The following is a 21,575-nucleotide window of genomic DNA, read 5'->3' as shown; positions in this document are numbered from 1 at the left end:
TCTGGCGTTATAGTCGGTGGGCGGCAGGTCGATGGAGGGACGCGAGAGCGGACTTCGGGAAGCATCGGCCTGCCGAATCGTTTCCGCAGGGCGTAGAAGCCTCGGGAGGTACGCCGACGGCAGGGGTCGATCTCCTGGTCCGAGCATCGATTCCCCCCATTCGTAACGTACGTATCACGATACGTACGTTACGAATGATGTTACGATGCTGGATACGGAACGTCATCGGGTCGGGAGGGCGGGGTCATGGCCGAGGAAGCCAGAGGGGGACGGCGCCGCGAATACGCCACCGACGCCGATCGGGTACGGGCCTGGCGGCAGCGCCAGAAAGACAAGGCCCGCGCCCAGCAACAACAGGATGCGCTGCCGACCGATCCGACCTCGGCGATCGGCACCCTCGCCGAGGCGGTACCACTGCTGCGCCGCGAAGCCCAGGCGATGCTCGAGACGCTGACGACGATCGCGTCGTCGATCACCACCGCGACCGATCTGCTCGCCGATCCGGCGGCGATCGATGCACAGCTGCGGCGCGTGCAGGCCGAGGCCGGCAAGGTCCGGGCCGACGCCGCAGCCGAGATCGCGGCACTGCGGGACGAACTCGACACCGCGCGCACCGAACGCGCCGACGCCGATGCCGCCGCCACGGCCGCGGACGCCGACGCCACCGAGGCCCTCGCCCAGCTCACCGCGGCCCGAGCCGACCATGCCGCGGCACAGGACCGCTGGCAGCAGCAGCTCGATCAGGCCGCCTCGACCCACCGAGAGCAGATCGTCGGCCTCGAGCACCGGATCGAGCTGCTCACCGGGCAGCTCGACGAGCACCGCGAGCGGCTGACCCGAGCGATCGCCGAGAAAGACGCCGCGGCGGCCACCGCAGCCGAACACACCCGGCGGCTCGAAGCCGAACTCACCGCCGCCCGCACCGCGGCGGCAGCCGAACGCGACCGCGCCTCCACCGCCCGCGCCGACGCCGCCGCCGCACACGCGCAAGCCGAAGCCGCCCGCGAACGTGTCGCCGAACTGCGCGCCGAACTCCAGGACCTGCGCAAGCCCCCGGCCGGCCCGTGAACCCCCAGCTGGCTCCCTGCACTGCCGGCTGGCGCAGCTGCGGACCTCCAGGGCTCGACGGGATCGACCTGTCATACTTCGATCCGGCCATCCCCGCCGTACCCCTTGCGGCGGGGATGGGTTCTGCGGTCAGGCACTCACTCATCGCCGACCAGGGCGGCGACGTCGTAGACACCCCTGGGGTGTCGTCTGCCCACCTGAACCCGGGGCCCTGCGGGAATCGCATCCGTCCAGAGTCGATGCGTGGTCGAATCGTCAAGCGGGCGTGCATGATGAGAGGCCACCGAACACGCACCGAGGGGAACGATGTTCACCGCACTACGCGCCCGATTCCGCACACGATCGACCACAGCCCACGCGCCGACCACCGAATCGCACCGGAGCGGCACACCCGCGCAGACGACGGCCGACGCGGCAGCGCACACCCACGCCCAGGCGCAGATCGAGACATTGGGCAGGTACCTCGGCTCGCTCACCGAACAGGATCGCGCCGAGTACATCGCCGCAGCGCAAGACCTCGAGGATGCGATGAACGAGACCGGTACCGAGGATTTCCGCGCCTGCTATCGAGGTGGACGGCCACCCGCCGGCGGCAGCGTCCCGGACGGAATCCGCTCGCTGCAGCAACTGCGGGCACTCGCTCGCACGATCCGCACCTCGAGCCCGCCGGACCCGACGGAAATCCCCGCTGCGACGAACGCAGGCACGTCCGCCGCAACTCCACACACCGATCGGGGATGCAGCCACGACACCGACCCGGGCCCGGCCTGGAAGCAGAAGCCATGAACCGCGCCGGCGGCGAGGCCGCGGCCACCGTGTTGGTGATCGCCGGCCGCAGCATCGACATCGACACCGCGGTCGCCAAGGCCCACGGCTATCCGGCAGTGACCGTGGCCCGCTACGACCTGCCCGGACCCGGACCCGCCGCGGTGATCACCGCCGACGAGATCGCCCGCACCCACAAGGTGCGCTCCCGCATCAGCCACGCCCAACGCGACTGGTTCATCCGCACCGCCGTCGACGCCCCATGGGAGGCGGTACCGATCGAAGCACAACTGATCGACGCCGACCCGAACGTCAACGACGGACTCTACGACCGCGCGGAAGCTCTCTACGACCATTTCCGAACCGCCGTGCCCCGGCAGGTGGGGGTAGCCAAGATCAGCAAGGTGCTCCACCTCAAACGCCCCGGATTGTTCCCCATCCTCGACTCGAAAGTCATGGCGTTCTACCGGCTCCATGCGCGTGCCGCAGCGGCCCGATACCCCCACCGCGGCAGGCAAAAGATGTTCTGGGCCGCCATCCGCGACGACGTGTGCACCAACCTCGACAGCGGTGCCCTCCCGCTCTTCCGCCGCCGCCTGGAGCAGTCCGAGACCGAGCAGGTCCGCCGGATCGCCACCCTGACCGATGTGCGTCTGCTCGACCTGCTGACCTGGGCTGTCGCCTGACATGCAGGGTCGGTAAGTTACCGGGCGCAGACCCGCGCCGACCACGGAGCTTCACACCGTCTCGAGGTGTCAGCCCACACAATCGACCTCACGTTCACTCGCCGCGGCGTTTCGCAGGTCGTGACCATTGCGGGCTAGGTCAAGGTGGAGCGCACGTCGATCGTCGCGCGGAACCAACGGGCCAGGTACTTATCGGCCATCAACTCTGGGTGGGCCTCGACGTAGCCGACGAACCAGCCGGACAGGCCGTCCCAGCTTCTGTGGTCCCCAGGCGCGGTCAGGCTCCAGCCGAGTTCGTCGAGGGTCCAGTGCGCTTTGGCGGAGTTGCGCAACATCGAGGTGCTCACCCAATTCGGTTCCGCATCGACGCCGCCGCGGGCGACCGGAACCAGATGGTCGATGGTCGGAAACAGCTCCCAGAACGCGAAATGCGACTGCGACATCTGCCAGTTCGGATGCGCCGGGAACTCGTCCGGCAGGATCAGCGACAGCGTGCGCAGGGCAGCTGGGTGCACGAGCTTGGTGCCGCTGTAGCGATCGAGGAAGCCGTCCCGGTAGAACACGCGCAGGCATTGACGGTCGGTGTACTGCCGTGAGTTCTTCGCTACCGGGGAGAAGGGATACTCGCTGCGCAGGATCTGCCGGCCCTGCTCGAGATCACCGGCATCGATCGCAGCCACGGTGCGAGCGAGGATATCGGCCTTGTCGCCCTCGACGAGAGCAGGATCCGGAACCGTTTCGGCAGATGGGGATTCAGGGGTCGACACATCTGCGATCGTAGAGTCCTTTTCGGCTACCCGTCCTCCTGCGTATCCGGTGGGGAGGTGCCAGTGAGCGCGATGGGCATGAGGCCAGCACGCGGGTCGTATCGGCAATCGGGCATCTCACCTACCGGCCCGGATCGCTTCCGGGTTCCGCTCAGAAACGACAGCGAGCGAACAACCCCGACCGCAGCGACAGTGAACATCCGCAGGTCCGAAGAGCGTGAGAACAGCACCGGACTCGTGCAGCCGCTGATCCGGCTTGCCGGACACGAGGGCGAACGAACGAGATTCATACTGGCCCGCCCGATCACCGCAACCGGATCCGGACCCCTTCGGAGAACAACGTCAACGAATCCTCGAACAACAGATAGTCCGGTTCCGCTCCACTCATCTCGTAGTAGAACTCCCCAGACGCCGCTTCCCCAGGGTTCAGGGTCGGGTAGGCAAGCGGTGAGAGCGTGTTGACAGTCGGGCTGAAGCGACGCTCCTGCGAATCGAACGCATCGAGGTCACCGAACCAGAACACCCGGGGACCCGTACCGATATTGGTCACCGTGATCGCGGCAGTCGAGTTGTTCCACGAGTGCACGACGATCTCGAAACTACCGTCGCGCAGCGGCACACCCAGATCGGTGGCAGGCTCGGCGACCGTGGTCTCGGGCGGGGGCGCGAGAGTGGGGGTGTCCACGCTCTCGGACGGCACGGCGGGCGCCGTGGTCTCGGGCGGCGGTGCAGGCGCGCTGCTGGTGTCCTCGGCGCGGACAGCAGCTTCGGTGTCGTCGTTACCGTCGACGAAGATGCCGCCGATCATGATGACCAGAATGGTCGCCAGTACCGCTCCTACCAGAAGAGAGTGCCCACGGCCCCACGACGAAGTCGGGTTCTGCAATGTCGGTGATTCTGGTTCCGGCACCGGTTCGGTCCGGATGCGGGTGTTCGACGTCCATTGCTGTCCGTCCCAGTACCGCAATACCGTCGGATCGTGAGGATCGGGCCGCCACCCGGGAGTCGAGTCGTCCATCGGGCGCGTGCCTTCCTTCCATGGAGATCGATGTACGAGCAGTACCGATGATCTTCAGGTCATCTATACACGTGGTCCTCGAGCGGGTGTTGCTGCTGTGTGCAGTCGCCCGCGCCGGCATCACCCGCTGCAGATCACTCGGTGCACGGACCGGCGTCGGTTAGCGGTGGTGCCGCCGCAGTTCTTTCAGCCGGATCCGGACCGGGGTGGCGACCATCCCTTGCAGGTTCAAGGGTGGATCGATCGCCGCGAGAACCTCGTCCTCGAGGTGCCCGAGGGTGTCCGGATCGGTGGAGGCGATCGCCACCACGCTCAGATGCCGGGTCATCCACGCGGTCAACGCAGCCTCGTCGATGACGTCGCTGCCCCGCGCGTGGGCGAGGATCGAGCCGAGGGTGCGCCGGAAGGTGGAAAACTCGTGCTTACCGCCCAGGTGCATGCCCGCAATGCGCGACCACAACGTGTTGGTGGAGCGTTTGCCGCTCGGCCAGCGTGTCGCCCCGGCTAATCCGGCGTAGATCAACCCTGGGGCGATCGGCAGGTCGAGACCGACGGTGAGATCATCGGCGCCGGCGGCATCGACCCACCAGCTGTACAAGCCGGGCCGCTTCCACGGCGCCGGATCGGCGGCGAGGAACTGGGTCGGGCGCAGGGCGTGGGAGTGATCGAGCAACCCGGCGACGAAGGCAGCGGTGTCGGCATGCGTAGCGTCGGGATCCGTCGCCGTCGGGGTCGTCTCGGTGGCCGGGGCGTCGCTGCCGTGCTGGGTGTACCAGCTCAGGCGCCGGCCCATGCTCAACCCCGCCAACGGGGTGCGGATGCTGGCGCCTTTGGCGTGCAGGTGCGGTGTCAAAGCGTCGAGGTAGGTCGATCCGGCGTGGATCTCGACGACCCGATCCTGCAGGGCACCGGTCAGTAGCTCAAGGCGTTCGGCGACCCACCTCCCCCACGCGGCGCGATACGCGGCGGGGGTGTCGGGGAGATAGCGTTCGTAGGGGGCGAGCCAGTCGTCCGGGGCGACCAGTCCGTGCTCGGCCGACAGGATGAACCACGGCCGCCCCGTCTGCTCGGCGTAGGCCCGCTGCTTGGTGAACAACGGCGAGACGTACAGATCCTTCGCCGCCGACGGCGCCTCGCGTTTGGATTTCACGCACGTGACGAGCACCAGATCCGCCTCGACATGTCCATCCGAGTGCTCCCCTGCTGTCGCGGTGGGGACGGAACCATCCGCTGTCACCACGCCCGAGGACGGGTGGCCGGGGTCGGCGACGCGGTCGAAGGTGACCGTCTCGCCCAGCCGCAGGTCGGTGAGGGCGAATCCGGCGGCCTTCCAGGCGTTGACATGGCCGCGATCGCCCGACCACCAGGTGCGGTGCTTCGACGCCGAGGCCGGCAGGTCCCCGACGAGCGATTCGAGTTCGTCCCACGTCAGTCGGACCGGCGAGTCGGCGACCGCCAGCTTGTCGATCAATACATCCCAGTTCGCCACGGCCTGTGTCTATCACCGAACGGCGACACCACCGGCATACGGGGATCGGCTCGGGCACACCGGAGCGGATCGGATGAGGGGGCGGACGGTTTCCGGTGACGGTGATCGGCGACAGTATCGGGTGGTTCTGTCACACTGGAGGGACCATCCCCGCCGTACCCCTTGCGGCGGGGATTTTTCTGCGCACAGATCATTCGTCGGTCTCGACCGGGGCGGATCCGTAGTAGTGACGCCGTTCCGGTCGGTATCGACGACCATGACCATCACGCCGTCAAGCGCGAAGAGTTCGTCCGGCTCGAGATCTTCCGGATCCCCCGGCCTCGTCCGGCACCTGCTCTGCCGCGCTGACCGTGATCAGGCGTCTGAGCAACCGGGGCACGCACGTACTTCCGGTGGCCGACCCGGCCACCACCCGACGACTCAAGTGATCATCATCTGCTGGTCCGGTCCTAGCTACTTACTTGAGGGATAAGATCGCTTATTGCAGGAGCAGCCGTGATCTCTCGGAACTTCTCGCGGACCGACTCTCGTACAGTGCCGGCGTTGAGCTGCTCGATGACGTGCAGTCCGAAGGCCGCAATCCTGTCCGGAGGCGTCGATCCCGACACTGCGCGTTCCACAAGCTCGCGGTAGTCGATGTACTCGTAGGTCACGTTGACGCCGTGCAGAGTCTGGGCCGTCGGGAGTCCTGCCGCATCTTTCGAGTGCGCGACGAATAGCACCTCGACAGTCCATGCCTCGGGGTCGTCGAGAGCTGCCCACGATTCTGCGAGGCGCTGCTCAACGATTCGCTTCAAGGAGCGCGTATGGTCTGTGACGTAGGTCACCGAGAGATGGCCGCCGTGGGCTTCGAGCGCGATTGCGCGCCGCTCGTCGACGTTGGCGAACTCCACGTCGCCCAGCTTGTGGCGGCTGAGGTTGGACGCGTTGACCCCGTCTCCAAGGCCACGGGCACGCCAGCCTGCGCGATCGAAGGCGAGCACGGCGAGGCAGTCGACCACTCTTTGCTCTATGACTCCCTGTGTGTACGTCTCGTGTTTGGTGATGTAGTCGGTGACCGTTGTGAACAGGTCATCGGTCACGGTCAGGTCGAGGAGCACTGGCTTTACCGTGCGGAGTTCGATCATGCGCAGCAGCCAGGCTCGGAGTACGCGTGCGACCTGGCGTCTCGGGACGAAGGGCAGCGATTCGATAGTGCTGAGAAGTGCGACGAGCGCGTGGGCATCGGCTCTGCCGCGGTTTCGAGCCCATGTCGAATTGAGCGTTTGCACCGCCTTAGCGTTGTTCAAGACCGGGTTGCCCGTGGCTGCCGGATAGCGGGCGAAGAGTTCAAGCGCGATCTGGCCTCGGGGTGAGAACTCGTACAGGTAACTCGCTGGATGATCGTAGAACTCGATCGGCGTGAGGCACCAATGAAGCATCTGCAAGTACGGCCAGTTTGGTTCCGTACTGCCCTGGTCGGCCCCGCTGAGCCGGTTGAGCAGCCGTTCTACGTCGACTTCAGGCAACCACGTATCGGTCTCCTTGCCCGCGATGGCGCTGGTCTCGGCAACCGATGAGTCGGGGAATAAGGCGAGAGAGAGCGCCTGGTCCGAATCCCACAGATCCTGCCCGGCAGCGTCTTCATCCAGCTTGGGCAGAAGGCTCAGCTTGCGTGCGATGAATGCGACAGAGCCGTGCGAGACGTCGAGGCTGGCCTCGGTGGTCGCGAGCAACCTCGCGACCTGGGAGCAGGAGAATTGCTCTTCGTCGAGCAAATGGGCGATGAGAGACGTCCTGGAGAGAAGTCTGCGAGCGACCGAATGTGGCAGTCCTGCAACATCTCCGGCGCCGTCTCGTAGCTTTTTGTAGAGTTCGAAATAAGCCCCAGCGTCGATCTTGTCGAGCACCGGAGGGGTGAACCTAAGCGCCTCGTCGACGGCCAGACGGAGTAGCGAGCCAACGGTGCGGTTGAGCTGCCAGCGCTCGGTGGCTTCCTCGAGCACAAGCGCGAAATCGTCGGGGCGCAGGCCTTGCGCAGCGCCAAGCTCGGCGGTTGCCTCAACTGCGGCGTGCTCGTGCTCGATCGCGAGGGGCAGCTCCCAGCCACGGATCACCTGCGCGAGGGCCAGGTTTGATGTGTCAGCCACGGCCGCCCTCGTTCCAGAATCCCGGAGGCCGCCCGCCATGGGCCTGCCATAGGTCCCGCAGGCGCGTGGCACTTTCGTCCGCGTCAAGGCCTAGCGCCTCGAGCCAGGCAAAAGCCTCGGCGACAGTCAGGCGGCGTTGGCCGGACTCGACGCGTGACACTGCGGCCTGGTTGATACCGAGTTCACCGGCAAGCGTGCCTTGAGAAGCGTGGCGGTCGTTCCTCAGCTCGGAAAGCATGTTCGCGAGCGCGCGGTGGAAGTCGCTTTCGGCACCTGTTCCTGATGACACGCCACAAATCTATCTTCGACGAGATGTCGCCCAGCGTTGCTAGGATCGCGCTATGTCAAAAGCGCATAACTCAGCAGCGTCCAGGGGCGCGAACGGCCTTACCTTCGTCTCCTTGTACTCGGGAGCGGGCGGCCTCGACCTCGGGTTCGCGCGGGCGGGATTCACCCCGGTGTTCGCCAATGACATCGACCCGTATGCGGTCCAGACCTATACCCGGCTGCATGAGGTGCGCGATCCTGAGTGGCGAGAAGCCGCTCGCCGATTTGAGGGCCACGCAGCTGTATGCGGCGACGTGCGGGTCGCCGCAGCGGAACTTGAGGCAGGGATGGCGGACCTCGTCATCGGCGGGCCGCCGTGCCAAGGATTCTCGGTTGCCGGCCGTATGGACCCGAACGATCCTCGCTCACGCCATGTGTTCGACTTTCTTGGGCTGGTCGCCACGGTGAAGCCGCGGGCGTTCGTGATGGAGAATGTCGCGGCGCTTGCGCGCAACCGACGCTGGGCGGACATCATCGCAAACCTCCAGGACATGGCAGCGCTCGACTACAAGATCGAGCTGATCGTGCTTAACGCCTCCCACTGGGGCGTGCCCCAGGCGCGTGAGCGCATGTTCCTCGTCGGCGTGCCGCATGACGGGCCGGACTTCGCCCTTCCCGAACCTCCCACGATCGACGCGCCTCCCACCGTCCGCTCGACGCTGTCACTCCTGCCCCGCGCAGGAGAACCGGGCAACGATTCCCTGTGCACCGCCATCATCACGTTGGCGAAGTCACCGGTCCTGCGACGCTCTCCCTATGCGGGGATGTTGTTCAATGGCCAGGGGCGTGCAATGGGGCTGGACCGCCCCGCTCCCACGCTGCCCGCGTCCATGGGCGGAAACAGGACTCCTATCGTCGACGAAGGAGACCTGTACGACGGGGAGGAGCCGTGGATCGTCGACTACCATCGGCGGCTGTTCGTCGAAGGAAAGAACCCGTTGGCGAAGCTTCCGCCCGAGGCCCGTCTTCGCAGGATCACAGTCGAGGAGGCTGCCGCGATCCAGACGTTCCCGAAGGATGTTCCGTGGCAAGGTGCACAATCGGCTCGCTTTAGGCAGATCGGTAACGCCGTGCCGCCGAGACTCGCCTACCAGGTCGCCGCAGCCGTAGCTGATACGTTGCTGCCCACATCGAGCAAGGAGATCGTGGCTGAGCCAGAGCATGAACTCGTACTGATCTGAGCAGAGCAGAAAAAGAGAACCCCGAGGCTCAACGGACTGTTCCCTGGGGGAGAGTGGAACCGAGGAATCGGTTTCACCCCCCGGGGGAGCAGTCCGTGGGTGTGGTCACATGGGTAGGACATGAGCGTGCCCCCCGCCAGTTCCTGCCCAGTCGTCAACGGACATCCACGAGGTGGGGTTCTGGTCAAGCCCCCACCTGAGCGTCTGTCGCTAACCTGCGTACATGGAATCCGACCGCAGCACTCCCGTGAGTGACGGCTGCGAGGCCACAGCCGGAGAGTATGTCACCTCACCGGGCCGATCACGCATTATGCGAGCGATCCGGCGGACCGACACCAAACCCGAAGTCCGCCTGCGCTCAGCACTGCACGCCCTGGGATTTAGGTACCGGAAGGACTTTCCCATCCGCCTCGACGGAAAGCTGCTCCGCCCCGATATCGCCTTCACCCGCCGCAAAATCGCTGTATTCGTAGACGGTTGTTTCTGGCATTCATGCCCTGAGCACGGCCGAACACCAGGAGTCAACGAAAATTACTGGTCACCAAAACTGCGCCGTAACGCTGAGCGCGACCGTGAGCAAACCCGCCTGCTCGAGAGCGCAGGATGGCAGGTGCTGCGCATCTGGGAGCATGTGCCTACCAGCGACGCGCTCGCCCTCGTCAGGGCCACCCTGGACCACTGAAGGTGGGACTACCTATTGCTCGGACTTAAGCGATGTTCGGACCGAGGCGAGCAAATTCAGCAACGAATCGGACGAACTATCCGAAACGGTCTCTAGTATCACCGCGTCAGACGTATCCGCCCTCTCGTACACCCCCACGGCCCACCCATGATGTTCGGCCCGCTCCCACTCTAAAGGCCCGTCGTTCTCCGTAATCAGAGCAAAGCGCTCATCATCAACATAGATCTCTATGGCGGCGCACATTCCACCGGTCTGCGTGAAGCTCGCCTGGAAACCGTTCTCCGTAAGGAGAGTGAAAACGTCCGCGTACTGCAGCATCCCGTACTCCATTGCCTTCCGGTAATCGTCCATTGTGCTTAATCCATCCTCCTAAGCCAAGGTCAAACCCATTCGGCGGGAGCCAAATTCACGCGTCCCGAACCTCATGAGTTCTTACAGGAACTTACCGACAGGACGTCGCCGATCGGCTGACGCTACCAACAACCGACGAAGTGTCCTTCAACGGCAAGACTCAGAAGATCGACGACACCTTCGAATTCGACGATTGTTGGTACAACCACGAATGCCGGCATGGCAGCGACGTTAACAGCGAAAGGGTCTGCCTCTGCGATCGACCAACAGCACATCACCTCAAAGCTCCGATCGGGACAGTTGCCGCCCGGTCGGAGCCCGCGGTGAGCCACGCCGCTAGATATGGGCGGCGCCAACGCACCAAGGCTGCGGCGATTTCCGTGCCGAGCCCGCGCTTCCAACGGACTAGGAGCCTGACGTTCGTTCCGTCCCCTCCCGTCCCTCCCAACGGATCGTCACTCAGCTGGTTCGGTTGTCGGCTGCCGCCGAGGGCGTTCCCAACCGCCGAGCTGCTCCGGGAACTCATAAGGTCCTCCACACGTGTCGTGATGGTTGCAGGGCCGGGCATCGCCGAGATCTCGTCCCTGACACGCCCCGCTCCAGTGTGTCGACGGCGAGCCGCACGATCCGCTCCTCGATAGCATCGCGATCATGGAAAGGCGCTACCAGGTCTTCATCAGCTCAACGTTCACCGACCTTGTCGATGAGCGCCGCGAGGTCATGCAGGCCCTGCTGGAGATGGACTGCCTCCCGGCCGGCATGGAGCTGTTCCCCGCCGCCGACACCGACCAGTGGACGCTCATCAAAGGTGTCATCGAGCAGAGTGACTACTACCTGGTGATCCTGGGCGGCCGGTACGGGTCAACCACCGAGGAAGGGATCAGTTACACCGAGAAGGAGTACGACTACGCAGTCGAGATCGGCATCCCGGTGATGGGCTTTGTCCCAGCAGAACCGGGCGAGATCCCTGTCGGCAAGACCGACCGGAGCGATGCGGCCGCAAAGAAGCTCGCAGAGTTTCGCAAGAAGGTCCAGCTGAAGATGACGAAGGACTGGAAGAACGCCGAGGACCTCGGCTCCAAGGTCACCCGCGGTCTGATGCACCTGATCAGGACCAACCCACGGCCGGGGTGGGTGCGCGGCAACCAGGCGATGACCCCGGAGACGCGGGCGGAGATCGCCGAGCTGAAGGCGAAGATCGCCCAGTTCGAGAAGGAGGAAGCCGAGACCTCGGCGGCAGAGCCGACGCAGCTCGACGAGCGTTTCGCGTACGGTGACGACAAGATCGAACTGGAGCTCGCCCACAAGGGGTTCCTCAACGGAGATCGCATGGAGGACGGTGATCTCACCTATACCTGGGACGAGATCGTCGAGGTGCTTGGTCCGTTCATGATCGACGAGGCACCGGAGCCGGTGCTGCGAAAGACGTTCAACAATCACATGCTGCGCGAGATCCAGAACGACGGCGGCGTCATTTGGTCGAGGGGCTGGTATCACGAGTCTGCAGAGATTTCCGACAAAGCGTGGGGCGCGATCATCGTGCAGCTGAGGGCGCTGGGTCTGATCACCACGGGCACGAAGAAGCGCACCGTCAGCGACAAGTCCGTCTACTGGAAGCTCACTCCGGCCGGTGACCAGTACTTGGTGTCACTTCGCGCGATTCCCAGCACAGTCACCAAGGTCGACATCTAGCGTCGAAGGCGCGCCGTGATTAGATGCCAGTCTCCTGCACGGCGCGGGTCTGCCGATCAGCGCATACATCCTCGATCGACGTATGCGGCGATCCAGGCGATGTTGTGTTTTCCATGTCCGATGCATCGACCAATGCTTAATCGGCGAAGGCGAGTTCGACTATTGAAGAGTCGATGTAGTCAGCGTCTGGAACGCGATGTTCGGCGGGGCTGCAGAGCGAGAGGGTCACCGCTCACAGAGGCGACCGCTGGTGCTCCCTGACGATGCCTCGGAGCCAGTCGTCGAGCGGACGAACGGCTTGAGGGAGAGATGGTCGGGAACTCAGGTGCTCTCGTAGCAAAGCCGACGGGAGGTGGGGCTTTGTCTTGTTGGAGGTCTTCCGCAGTGAGTTCCAACCCTTCGAACCCAACCAGGACGCGAGTTCCTCTTTCCCCTGAGGTCCCTTTGCGTATTTCTCCGCGGTCGCGCGGTCTAGTTGCTTCTCACCGGAGGGACCGAGCATCTCGACGAGGTTCTTCTGCCCGACTGTGTCGATGAGCAGGCCTTCGAGGTCGGATGCGAGTACGAAGGCGTCCCAGGGCTCGAGTACCGCATTCAGGTCGGCCTGCTGCGAGAGCGCGGCTTTCAGGTTCGCCACCTCGGCGTCGGCCAATGCACGGATCTGCGCAAGGTCCGCTTGCGACGGACCCGGCTCCTTTACCTTCAGTATTTCCAGCAGCTTGCGTTTGCCATTGCCGCCGGCCTTGTGCACTCCGTCCTTGTCCGTGATGACGTAGGCGCGCACACCGAAGAGCTGAGCGAGCCGGATGAGATGAGGGATGTTGTCGATGCTCGACGCCTCGATGACGGCGATGCCCAGGGCGTAGTGGCCGCCTGCCCCGCCGGTGATCCGCTCGAGCAGGTAGTCGATCAGGAGCTTGTCGCCGTGCCCCTCGACGAGGATGACCGCACTTGCGAACATCAGCTCGCTGTTGGTCGCGTCGCAGTACCTCGACAGGCGACCTTCGTCGGCGTCGGACAGCTGGTGGCGCTTCGCCGTGTACGTCATCCCGGACGGGCTCAGAGGCAGTCGGACGATCTGGCGGACGGAGAACGAGTCCACCAGGACTGGGCTGTGGGTCGTCACGACGAGCTGCGCGTCGGCGGAGATGTCCCTGAGGATCTTCGCCATCGCCCGCTGGGTCTGAGGGTGAAGGAAGGCCTCGGGCTCCTCAATCACGAACACGACCTTCCCCGCCGTCTGCTTGCTCCGAGATGCAACATATCGGAGGACCCCGAGCACCATCGCGGACTGGAATCCGGTGCCGCGCTCAGCGATCGAGACCTCGATCTCGTCCTTGCTGGTGATGACGGCGTTCTGGAGCATGCCGCGCAAGGCGTGCCGCGAGTCAGGCAGCTTGATGCCTAGGTCTCGCTCACGGAAGGGCAACTCCGCGGCGACCGCCTCCACCGACTCGCTCAGCACCCTGTGGACAAGTTCCTCGACCGGGGCGATCGCCTCCTCGAATTCCTTCTGCAACTGCGTCTTCCGCGAGCCGCCCGACCGCACCAGCACCCCTTCGAGGGTCTCGTGCAGGCGGAGCAGTGACTGGTCGTTCTGGCCGTCGCCGGTCTCGCTTACGCGTACTGACGGGATCTTCACGAAGCTGAAGGACTCGAGCACCCGCTCGTAGAGCTCCCGCGCCCGGGAAGACTTGCGGCTCGCGTGATAACTGATCTTTCCGCTTCGAGTGCACGAGATCTTGACCCAGAACGTCCCATTTCTCACGACCGCATCCGCGAAAAACTGCGCTTCTTGTTCGGTCAGGCCGCTGAACTGGACCTGGATGCTCGACAGCATGCGTGGACCGCCGTAGACGTAGTACTCGTGCAACGGCTTCAACCCCTGGAGGTCCTCGCTCGACGGGTCGGAGAAGAACGCCTCGAGCACGCGGAGGAGTGACGACTTGCCGGCGTTGTTCGGTCCAGCGATCAGCTGCAGCCGAGGATCGACTTCGATGCTCAGCTGCTCGAATCCCAGGAATCGTTCGACGTCTACACGATCTATATGCACGAAGCTCAACCTACGGGGGGGATTGCACTCAGGCGGGGATCTCAATGACGCCGCGCGTTGTGCTATCGAGCATGTCCTTGTGGACGGACCACCATTCGACAAGCGGTCGTCTGCATGAACACCTGAGCACATAGTCAGGAGATGGGTGCTCAAGCCGAGAATCGTTCAGTCACTGCAGACGCCAGGGACTTTGGGTCCAGTCCCAGAAGTGTTGTAGCGCTGTGTAACCCGTAGGTCTCAGGTGCTGAGTGCAGGCATGGTATCCGCTCACATCTCACTGTCGGTATCGGCGACGGTGTTCAGACGGAATCGAGTCAGCACGTCGAGGCCGAGATAGCGTCGGCCTTCGAGTCATTCGTCCGACGGGTCGAGCGGGATCGCCGACACCACCGCAAGCGAGCTGGTCCGAATCGATCCCTCTCGGAAGCGATGGACACCAACAACCAGTTCTGCCGTCGTCATTCGCCGGCGACGAGACGCAGCGTGGGGCGCTGATCGGCCACTCCGATCAGGTCGCGTACCTGCCTGGGGCTGATCTTGAGGACTTCGGCGAGGACGGGCACGCCTGCACCGTGGTCCGCAGCCAGCGCGGCAGCCTTCTCCAGAAGAGTTGGCACTTCCCCCGGGAACGCGCCCGTCGGGTCAGCGGTCGGGTCGTGGACCATGGCAAGGCGCTGGTATGCCCGTCGAGCAGACGATTCGGTGGTGCGGCCGCGCTCGACCATCCGACGGACCAGTGAATGTGGTGAGACTCCCCACGTCCTACCCAGCCGGTCCAGAGCTGCCAGATCGAGCCGTTGAGGGAGGGCCGCATCCATCGACGACGCAGGGGTGAGGAACGCGGCGGCGAACTCGTCGGCTTCGCGTTCGATGGCCGCGTTGTGTTCGCCGGACTCGGCATGCAGTAGCAGGTGACCGATCTCGTGCGCGATGGAAAACCGGTGCCGAAAGACGTTCTCGCTGCGGCGCGGCGTCGTCACGATGATGGGGCGGTCCACGATCACGACGGAGAAGGCATCCACCGCGTCGATCTCGCCGAGCGGGCGCACTGCGATCACGATGCCCCGGGACTCCGCCGTGGCGACCAGATGCTTGACCGGTCCGTCGGGCAGGTTCCAGTGCCTCCGCAGGAGCTCGGCGGCGTTCGAAGGAGAGGTCCCGGCATGCACAGCGGGCAGATCGACCTCTGGGAGCTTGACATACCGTTCAAGGGCAAAGGTCAGCTCCCACACCAAGGTAGTCATGGCCAACGCCTTCTGGCGGTCGCTCACGCGCGCTGACCGCAGGCTCCGGAAGTGCGCGTTGACCGTGTCGATGCGCGCCAACGGACGGCCCACACTGAAGAATCCCGGGCGCACCTTCAGGGCTTGCGCCAACCGGTCGAGGACTTCGGGCCGCGGCGAGTTGACTCCGGCCTCGTACTGCCCGATCGCAGCGGGCGAGACGCCCACCTCGGTGGCCAGGTCTGACTTGCTGATGCCGAAACGGACACGGGCTTGAGTCAGCCGTGCCGGCTCGAAGCGGCTGTGTGTCTGCCAGGAACTGGGCGGACCGAAGAGGCTCGGGGTGTCCTCACTCATCCGGTCGGGTTCCCTCCTGCTTCTGTGGTTCGAGGGTGGGGCCATGGGGTGTGCCGCTGTCGAACGCCTCGACATCAGACGCCGCCTCGCCGAGGGTCGATGCAGGCTCCCAGATGATCTCCTGCCCGCGCAGCCTGACCTTGCCGGAGTCGTCGAGGACGGCGATCGCCCATGTAATCGACTGCAGCTGCCACGGCGACGACTGGACCATGACGAGCACTAACGGCATCGTGTCGCCGACAGCCTCCATCGTGCTCGTGAGTTCGTCCCTTTCGAGAATGTCAGCCGCCGGGTCGCCCTCGTCCGCGAAACCCGGCTCGAACAACATCGGATCGGGCGGCGGTGCAGTGAAACCACTTTTCTTCGTCGGGCTCGACGCGAACCTGGAGATCGCGTCCACGCCCTCCGGGACGCGCCACACGTACACCAAGCAGTTGTTGACGATGGGGAGCTTGTAGCCCGCCGGGGTCAGTTTGTACGACTGGAAACCCCGTCCCGTCAGCGCGTCATGGGTGTCATCCAGGAGGTCGCGCCATTGGCTGCCGAACCCCATCGCGTACCGGGTTCCCGACACTTGGTGCGCCTCCGCGAAAAGACCGTGCCTGGATCGCACAACCTCGACAACCAGATCGCGAACACCGGCAGCGCCAGAGCCAAGAGCGTCGGTGGGTGATTCCGGGACCATGGGGAACCTCCTGAATCCTCGTCCGGAGCCGCGGATTCGGCCAGGATCAACTTCATTCTGACACATGGTTCGCGCAGTATCGCTTTAGGCGTGCGCGTCGGTATGTCACGTCTCGCGATCGCGGGGATTCTGTGGAGAGCTGGCCCCCTGTCAGACTTGGCTTAGTCACGAGAATGCTGCTGGACGAGCACCGGGGTGCGCATCTTCGGGGTGGGACCGGAATCGGTCACCGAGTGGGCGCCACGGCCGGCTGCCGTGGCGCAGCGGTTGCGGGAGGCTTGTGTTGCTTGCGGGCGCTGCGGAAGATTCCCACAACTGCCGATTACAGATTTTCCAGTACAGCGAGCAGCTCATCCAACAGCGCGTCGGCCCGCTGTTCGATCTCCCCGAAGACATCGGTGAGGTCTTCGAGTGCCTCGTGGTCGCGGCGCCGAGCTGTGATGCCGCGCTCGTAGTAGCCGGAATCGAGGATGACGTCGGACTCGACCAACGCACCGATGTCGCCCTGCGGGGGAACGGGAAGAGCCTTCCGTACCGGGGCCCGCCCGGACAGGTGTGCCCGCACCAGCACCGACACCGACTGCGGCGTCATCGATTGCGCGTGTGGGAGGTGGCCCCAGCGGTCGATCGGACACAACAGCGGTTGGCGGGCCTGTTCCGCATCGAGCGGGTCGGCGACGACCGTCGTTGCTTCGGTGAGGTGATGGCGCAGCAGATGCGTGCCGGGGTGCTGGTCGAGGAACGCCTGGATCTGCGCCCAGCGCTGATAGATCGCGGCGGCGGGGTTGTCCCCGGTCTCGGGATCCGGTGCGAGACGGAAGCGTTCACCAGCGCGGGTGGTGACCACCAGGGTGTCGCTGTCGAGGCGGAGGTCGCGGCGGCGCAGGCGGGTGAGGTCGGTGAAGGTCATGCCGGTGGCGGCGAGGACCAGCAGCAGGGCGTCGCGGCGGCCGAACAGTCCGCTGGGCCAGCCGGTGGTGGGCAGCTCCGCGGCGCGCTGCAGCAGTAGTTGTCCGAGCCGCTCGACACGCGAAGCACGGGTGGTGTCGAGGTGCCGGCGCACCGTCTCGGTCCGCCCCGGGGCTGGGTAGCCGTGCCCGGTGTGGACGGCGTTGATCGCCGAGAGCCGGCGCCGCTGCGTCGAAGTCGCGGCGGGATGCTCATGCAGGAACAGCGCCAGGGTGTCGGGCGTGGCGGGAATCGGCCGGTGGTCGGCGGCGGCGCACCAGTCGGCGAACAGCGCCCAGTCGTGGCGGTAGCGGATTGGGATCCACAGGCCCAGGTCGGCATCGTGAACATCGTTGTGGCGAGTAGCTTCTCGGGCGGTGCTGGTCAGACTGGCGGAGTGACGGTATTCGGTGGATGCGGTATTCGTCATGTCTTCCCGGGGTGGTCATGGGTGTGTCCTGCGGTGTCGGTTCGGATGGCAAGGTAGTGGGTCCAGTCCCGTCGTGTGCGGCCCGCCCATCGGGTGGCGGTGGTGATGTGGATGCCGAGCACGTCCGCGGCGATGGGGGCGGGGATCTCCCGGGCCCAGGCAGCTCGGGCTGCGTGTCGAGCGGGCCGGGGGTCGATCCCACAGGTTCGAAGGTTGCGGGCCAGCACTTTCGGTGTGGTGGGCTTGCCGATCCTTCTTCCATGGAAGAGGAAGCGGGTCGTATCGCCGGGACGCGGGAAGGGGGCACGGCCATCGGCGTCGTCGGCGAGACTGTGCACGAGCGTGGCGAGGGCTGGAGGGAGCGGGACGGTGCCGTTGCCGATTCGGAGGTAGGCATCGGTATCGGTATCGATGATGTCGCTGGTGGTGAGATCGGCGATGCTGGTGATGGTACGTCCGTAGAGCAGTACCAGCGCGCCGCTTGCTCGCACGTGCAGGGGCAGCGTCTCGTCGTGCAGACAGCGAGCGAGCATTGCCCAGCGGTCGTCGTCGGCGAGGATGTGTGATGGTTCGCCGCTGTGAGGGTTCGGCACGACCAGGTCGGTGCACCGGTGGTGGGTGGTCGCCCAGGTGATGAAGTTGGCCAGGAAGTATCGGTAGCGACTGCCGCCGTCGAGCCAGCGATCGAGGTCGGCTTGGGTGACGGTGGTCAAGGTGGTGTCGTGTTCGTCGAGCCAGGACAGAAAGTCCAGGGCGAGGGAGATCTGGCTGCGAGCGTAGGCGGCGGCACTGTCGGTGACCGGGCGGTTTCGAGCGCGGCGGCGGGCTCGCCGTAACACGTGCCAATGCGCGAAGGGGCGCACCAGTTCACCGTGGTGGGCGGGGTGGCGCTCGAGGATCTCGTCGAGCCAGGGTCCGATCCGTTCGATCAGGTCGGTGCGGTCGGGCAGGATCCCGGCGTGGACGAACAAATCGCGCAACCGGGGTAGGGCTGCGCTGTGGGGGACGCTGTCGAGCAGCTGATGGGTGATCGGTTCGTCGTGAGCGCGTAGGGCTATCTGGTGCAGCAGAGCAGCACCGCCACGCCGGCGGCGCAGCCAATACCGGGTGATCTCGGGGTTGGGCACCGTGCGGAAAACCTCGTCGAGCACGGTGAGTTGAGCGGCGATGCCCCGCTGCGGATCGGCGATCACAGCGTGCAGGGTGGTGATCAGGGCGTCGTGGCCGGTTTCATCTCGACGCCGACGGACCCGGCCGGGTGATTCGGTCAGCTCGGGTTCGAGGATGTGGCCGGCGTCCCGGCACGGCAAACACACCGGATGCTGCGCACGTGGATGGGCCGGATACGCGGTGCCGCAGACGGTGCACGACCGCAGGCGTCGGGTCCGGCAGCGGATGCAGAGATCCGGGCTGGTTGCCGTGGCGCGGCGGTCGATGCGTCGCTGCTCACCACAGGCGCCGCAACGGCGCAGAGGCCGGCGGTAGCAGGACTTGCAGATCGGACCGTCAGCGGTGTGGGCGTAGGTCGAGGCGGTGTGCTCGCAGCGACAACAGCGCCGCTGCGGGGTGCGATAGCAGTTGGGGCACACCGCGGCGCCGTCGGCGCGCCGAGTCTGCACCCGCAGCACCCGTCCGCAGGTGCCGCAGGGTTCGCGCCTGCAGGGGATGCACGAGCGGCACAAGGGATCACCACGGTCGGTGTGGGTGGCGATCGGGCGATCGTGCCCGCAACGTCCGCAGGGTGCGCGATGGTAGAAGCGGCGGCAGTTGTCGCAGACTCGGCCGCCGTCGACGAGGTGCGGCAACAGCACGAGCCGACCGCAGCGCAGGCAGCCGGGGACGACGACTGTGGTGTGGCCGGCGTCGGCCAGCAACCCGGCCAGCCGTTGCACCGCGAGGGGCGCGTCCGACGACCCGGAGATCAGCGCGTGCGGATGCTCGGCCAGGTGCGTCTCGAGGCGTCGCAGGGTGTGCGCGGCGGTGGCACGCTCGACGAATCGCGCAGCGGCGGTGGGGTCGAGGTCGGGCACCATCGCGCAGAGCCGGGCAGCGGCCCGGTCGAGCACCGTCTGCCGCCGTTCCCGGCGGGCCCGGGCGGCGGTCATGTCGACCTCGGCCGACGGATGGTGGTGCGCCGAACCTGCGGCGGGGCAACTCGTTCGGCCGGGCCGCCGGTCTTGGCGACGGGGGTGTTGACCACATCGATCTCGATCAGATCGTTCGGGGTGCAGGCGAGGATGTCGCACAGGGCGGCGAGGGTGTCCATCGACAGTCGCTGTGGGGGTGCGGTGACCAGCCGGTAGACCTGCTCGCGCGAGAGGTGGATGCCACGCTCGGCCAACAGCGGCACCAGGTCGGTGGTGGCGAACATGTCCTGCTCGGCCATGCGTCGGCGCAGATTCCAGCGGTAGCCCATCTTCTTGATCATCAGCGCTGCTCCCACAGTTCGGTACGGTCCTGCAAGGCGCGCCGGATCAGCCGGCGCCGGTACTCGTCCGAGACCCCCGTGTAGAGCGCCGTCGTCGACGCGTAGCGGTGCCCGACCTGCTCGGAGACGAACCGTTCCGGGTAATCGAACTCGACCAGATGAGTGACGTAGGAATGACGCAGACAGTGCAGATCCAACTCGGTCGGCAACCCGGCCGCCTGCCGAGCCGAGGCGAAGGCCTCGTTGATGCTGCGCATCGACATCCGCCCGGCCCGTTCGTTGACCCACACCGCTGCCAGCGGACCCGGATGCAGCAACGGACGCACCTCGGTGACCCAGTGCTCGAGCACCTCGACGATCCAGTCCATCTCCGGCACCGTGATCACGGTGCGACGCTTGGGCGGACCACCCTTCGACGCTTTACCCCAGCGCACGAACCACGCCCCGTAGCGGCCGTACTGCGCCGCGGTGGGACTGTGCCGCCGATCCGCCAGGTCCAGCCCGTACGCCTCCCGGCGGCGCAGGCCGTAGGCGTACACGGTCTTGAGCAGCGCCGCGTCCCGCAGCGCCGTCAGCGCCCCCTTGCGACCCCGCCCGCGGATCTGTCCCACCCGGGCGTCGGCGGCATCGAACAATGCTTGGACCTCGTCGTAGGTCAACGGGCGCCGCCCCGGCTGTCCCTCGACGTCGGCGACATGCGCGATGGTGTTGCCTTCATGGAAGATTCGCTGTGGCACCTGCGAGAACCGTTGCTCGCACACCGCAGGCCACCCGTACCGACGATCGGTGACGTACTCGACGAACAACGCGATCGCCATCTCGTAGCTGCGCGCCGTGGACACCACGATCGGTCGCGCCCGCAGTTCCGAACGCAGATGCGTGATGAAATCTTCCCCGTCGGCCGGTTCCCACTGCCACGGATACGAATTGGTGAACTCGGCCATTCGCCGCACCACCGCCACCCGCGGACCGATCGTGCCGGACTCGCTCAGAAACCGGGTGCGTTGCTGTCGCTGCCACCCGGCGAGCATCGCCTCGAATACCGCCTGCTGCGGATCCAGGTGCACCACCGCATCGGCCAGCACCAGATGCGCCGCACCGGGCGGATCGACCACCGACTCCATATGTTGCATTGAACACAACATTGTTGAATTGCGTGGCCGAAACGAGGTGTTCTGCCAGGTCACGGCCCACGCAGGCCGGATACTCGACGCACGGGCACGCCCCCTTCGCCGCACGTCGAGCACTTCTCCCCCACTTGCGCAGTGTTGCATCCGATGCAATTCCGCCCGGTTT

At 65.5% G+C, this 21,575-nt stretch carries 19 protein-coding genes and 1 pseudogene; 6 read left to right on the top strand and 14 right to left on the bottom strand.

Annotated elements, in window-relative coordinates; translation table 11 throughout:
• The first annotated feature begins 246 nt into the window (after positions 1-246).
• The 3 genes from ACQR3U_RS16465 to ACQR3U_RS16455 all read left to right on the top strand — a co-directional run bounded on the left by ACQR3U_RS16465 (position 247) and on the right by ACQR3U_RS16455 (position 2,519).
• Positions 247-1,068, top strand: coding sequence for a hypothetical protein (locus ACQR3U_RS16465; protein WP_230810910.1), 822 nt, complete (start codon positions 247-249; stop codon positions 1,066-1,068).
• Between the two features lie 306 nt (positions 1,069-1,374).
• Positions 1,375-1,854, top strand: a complete 480-nt coding sequence (locus ACQR3U_RS16460) for a hypothetical protein (RefSeq protein WP_230810909.1) — start codon at positions 1,375-1,377, stop codon at positions 1,852-1,854.
• On the top strand, positions 1,851-2,519 hold the full coding sequence (locus ACQR3U_RS16455) for a DUF6308 family protein (RefSeq protein ID WP_230810908.1): 669 nt from the start codon (positions 1,851-1,853) through the stop codon (positions 2,517-2,519). Before ACQR3U_RS16460 ends, ACQR3U_RS16455 begins: the two co-directional genes overlap by 4 nt.
• A 134-nt stretch (positions 2,520-2,653) precedes the next feature.
• On the opposite strand, the gene ACQR3U_RS16450 is transcribed toward ACQR3U_RS16455, so the two are convergent.
• The 6 genes and pseudogenes from ACQR3U_RS16450 to ACQR3U_RS16425 all read right to left on the bottom strand — a co-directional run bounded on the left by ACQR3U_RS16450 (position 2,654) and on the right by ACQR3U_RS16425 (position 8,211).
• Positions 2,654-3,286 carry an HNH endonuclease gene (locus ACQR3U_RS16450; protein WP_230810907.1) on the bottom strand — a complete coding sequence of 211 codons (633 nt, stop codon included), beginning with the start codon at positions 3,284-3,286 and terminating at the stop codon, positions 2,654-2,656.
• 304 nt (positions 3,287-3,590) lie between these two features.
• Positions 3,591-4,094, bottom strand: coding sequence for a DUF4352 domain-containing protein (locus tag ACQR3U_RS16445; RefSeq protein WP_230810906.1), 504 nt, complete (start codon positions 4,092-4,094; stop codon positions 3,591-3,593).
• A 108-nt stretch (positions 4,095-4,202) separates the two neighbouring features.
• Positions 4,203-4,304 (bottom strand): annotated as a pseudogene (locus ACQR3U_RS16440) (DUF2510 domain-containing protein); the annotation flags it as partial.
• Between the two features lie 160 nt (positions 4,305-4,464).
• On the bottom strand, positions 4,465-5,793 hold the full coding sequence (locus tag ACQR3U_RS16435; RefSeq protein WP_230810905.1) for a DUF6884 domain-containing protein: 1,329 nt from the start codon (positions 5,791-5,793) through the stop codon (positions 4,465-4,467).
• Between the two features lie 449 nt (positions 5,794-6,242).
• Positions 6,243-7,922 carry a hypothetical protein gene (locus ACQR3U_RS16430; RefSeq protein WP_230810904.1) on the bottom strand — a complete coding sequence of 560 codons (1,680 nt, stop codon included), beginning with the start codon at positions 7,920-7,922 and terminating at the stop codon, positions 6,243-6,245.
• Positions 7,915-8,211, bottom strand: coding sequence for a helix-turn-helix domain-containing protein (locus tag ACQR3U_RS16425; RefSeq protein WP_145708729.1), 297 nt, complete (start codon positions 8,209-8,211; stop codon positions 7,915-7,917). The genes ACQR3U_RS16430 and ACQR3U_RS16425 overlap by 8 nt, the downstream gene beginning before the upstream one ends.
• Before the next feature lie 52 nt (positions 8,212-8,263).
• Between ACQR3U_RS16425 and ACQR3U_RS16420 the strand changes: the two genes are divergently transcribed.
• On the top strand, positions 8,264-9,430 hold the full coding sequence (locus tag ACQR3U_RS16420) for a DNA cytosine methyltransferase (protein WP_230810903.1): 1,167 nt from the start codon (positions 8,264-8,266) through the stop codon (positions 9,428-9,430).
• Positions 9,431-9,653: 223 nt separating this feature from the next.
• Positions 9,654-10,112 (top strand): very short patch repair endonuclease, encoded by a 459-nt coding sequence (locus ACQR3U_RS16415; protein WP_269065818.1) that lies wholly within the window; start codon positions 9,654-9,656, stop codon positions 10,110-10,112.
• A gap of 12 nt (positions 10,113-10,124) precedes the next feature.
• Here ACQR3U_RS16415 and ACQR3U_RS16410 read toward each other — a convergent pair whose 3' ends face one another.
• Positions 10,125-10,463: a hypothetical protein gene (locus ACQR3U_RS16410; protein WP_230810902.1), complete on the bottom strand. Its 339-nt coding sequence runs from the start codon at positions 10,461-10,463 to the stop codon at positions 10,125-10,127.
• Between the two features lie 651 nt (positions 10,464-11,114).
• Between ACQR3U_RS16410 and ACQR3U_RS16405 the strand changes: the two genes are divergently transcribed.
• Positions 11,115-12,155 carry a DUF4062 domain-containing protein gene (locus ACQR3U_RS16405; RefSeq protein WP_230810901.1) on the top strand — a complete coding sequence of 347 codons (1,041 nt, stop codon included), beginning with the start codon at positions 11,115-11,117 and terminating at the stop codon, positions 12,153-12,155.
• 232 nt (positions 12,156-12,387) lie between these two features.
• Here ACQR3U_RS16405 and ACQR3U_RS16400 read toward each other — a convergent pair whose 3' ends face one another.
• The 7 genes from ACQR3U_RS16400 to ACQR3U_RS16370 all read right to left on the bottom strand — a co-directional run bounded on the left by ACQR3U_RS16400 (position 12,388) and on the right by ACQR3U_RS16370 (position 21,403).
• Positions 12,388-14,361, bottom strand: a complete 1,974-nt coding sequence (locus ACQR3U_RS16400; protein ID WP_230810900.1) for an ATP-dependent nuclease — start codon at positions 14,359-14,361, stop codon at positions 12,388-12,390.
• Positions 14,362-14,666: 305 nt separating this feature from the next.
• The gene (locus ACQR3U_RS16395) at positions 14,667-15,788 is read right to left on the bottom strand and encodes an XRE family transcriptional regulator (RefSeq protein ID WP_230810899.1); all 1,122 of its coding nucleotides are present in this window, start codon (positions 15,786-15,788) and stop codon (positions 14,667-14,669) included.
• Positions 15,781-16,473, bottom strand: a complete 693-nt coding sequence (locus ACQR3U_RS16390; protein ID WP_230810898.1) for a hypothetical protein — start codon at positions 16,471-16,473, stop codon at positions 15,781-15,783. Before ACQR3U_RS16390 ends, ACQR3U_RS16395 begins: the two co-directional genes overlap by 8 nt.
• A gap of 322 nt (positions 16,474-16,795) precedes the next feature.
• Positions 16,796-17,851 carry a hypothetical protein gene (locus ACQR3U_RS16385; RefSeq protein WP_230810897.1) on the bottom strand — a complete coding sequence of 352 codons (1,056 nt, stop codon included), beginning with the start codon at positions 17,849-17,851 and terminating at the stop codon, positions 16,796-16,798.
• On the bottom strand, positions 17,848-19,956 hold the full coding sequence (locus ACQR3U_RS16380; RefSeq protein WP_230810896.1) for a hypothetical protein: 2,109 nt from the start codon (positions 19,954-19,956) through the stop codon (positions 17,848-17,850). Before ACQR3U_RS16380 ends, ACQR3U_RS16385 begins: the two co-directional genes overlap by 4 nt.
• Positions 19,953-20,279, bottom strand: coding sequence for a helix-turn-helix domain-containing protein (locus tag ACQR3U_RS16375; protein WP_138846091.1), 327 nt, complete (start codon positions 20,277-20,279; stop codon positions 19,953-19,955). Before ACQR3U_RS16375 ends, ACQR3U_RS16380 begins: the two co-directional genes overlap by 4 nt.
• Positions 20,279-21,403 (bottom strand): tyrosine-type recombinase/integrase, encoded by a 1,125-nt coding sequence (locus ACQR3U_RS16370; protein WP_230810895.1) that lies wholly within the window; start codon positions 21,401-21,403, stop codon positions 20,279-20,281. Before ACQR3U_RS16370 ends, ACQR3U_RS16375 begins: the two co-directional genes overlap by 1 nt.
• Positions 21,404-21,575: the final 172 nt, after the last annotated feature.

It is taken from the genome of Rhodococcus sp. IEGM1339 (assembly GCF_050321925.1).
GTDB classification, from domain to species: Bacteria; Actinomycetota; Actinomycetes; order Mycobacteriales; family Mycobacteriaceae; genus Rhodococcus; species Rhodococcus pyridinivorans.
The sequence above is the reverse complement of the archived record's forward strand: the minus strand, read 5'-3'. Positions and strand labels throughout refer to the sequence as shown.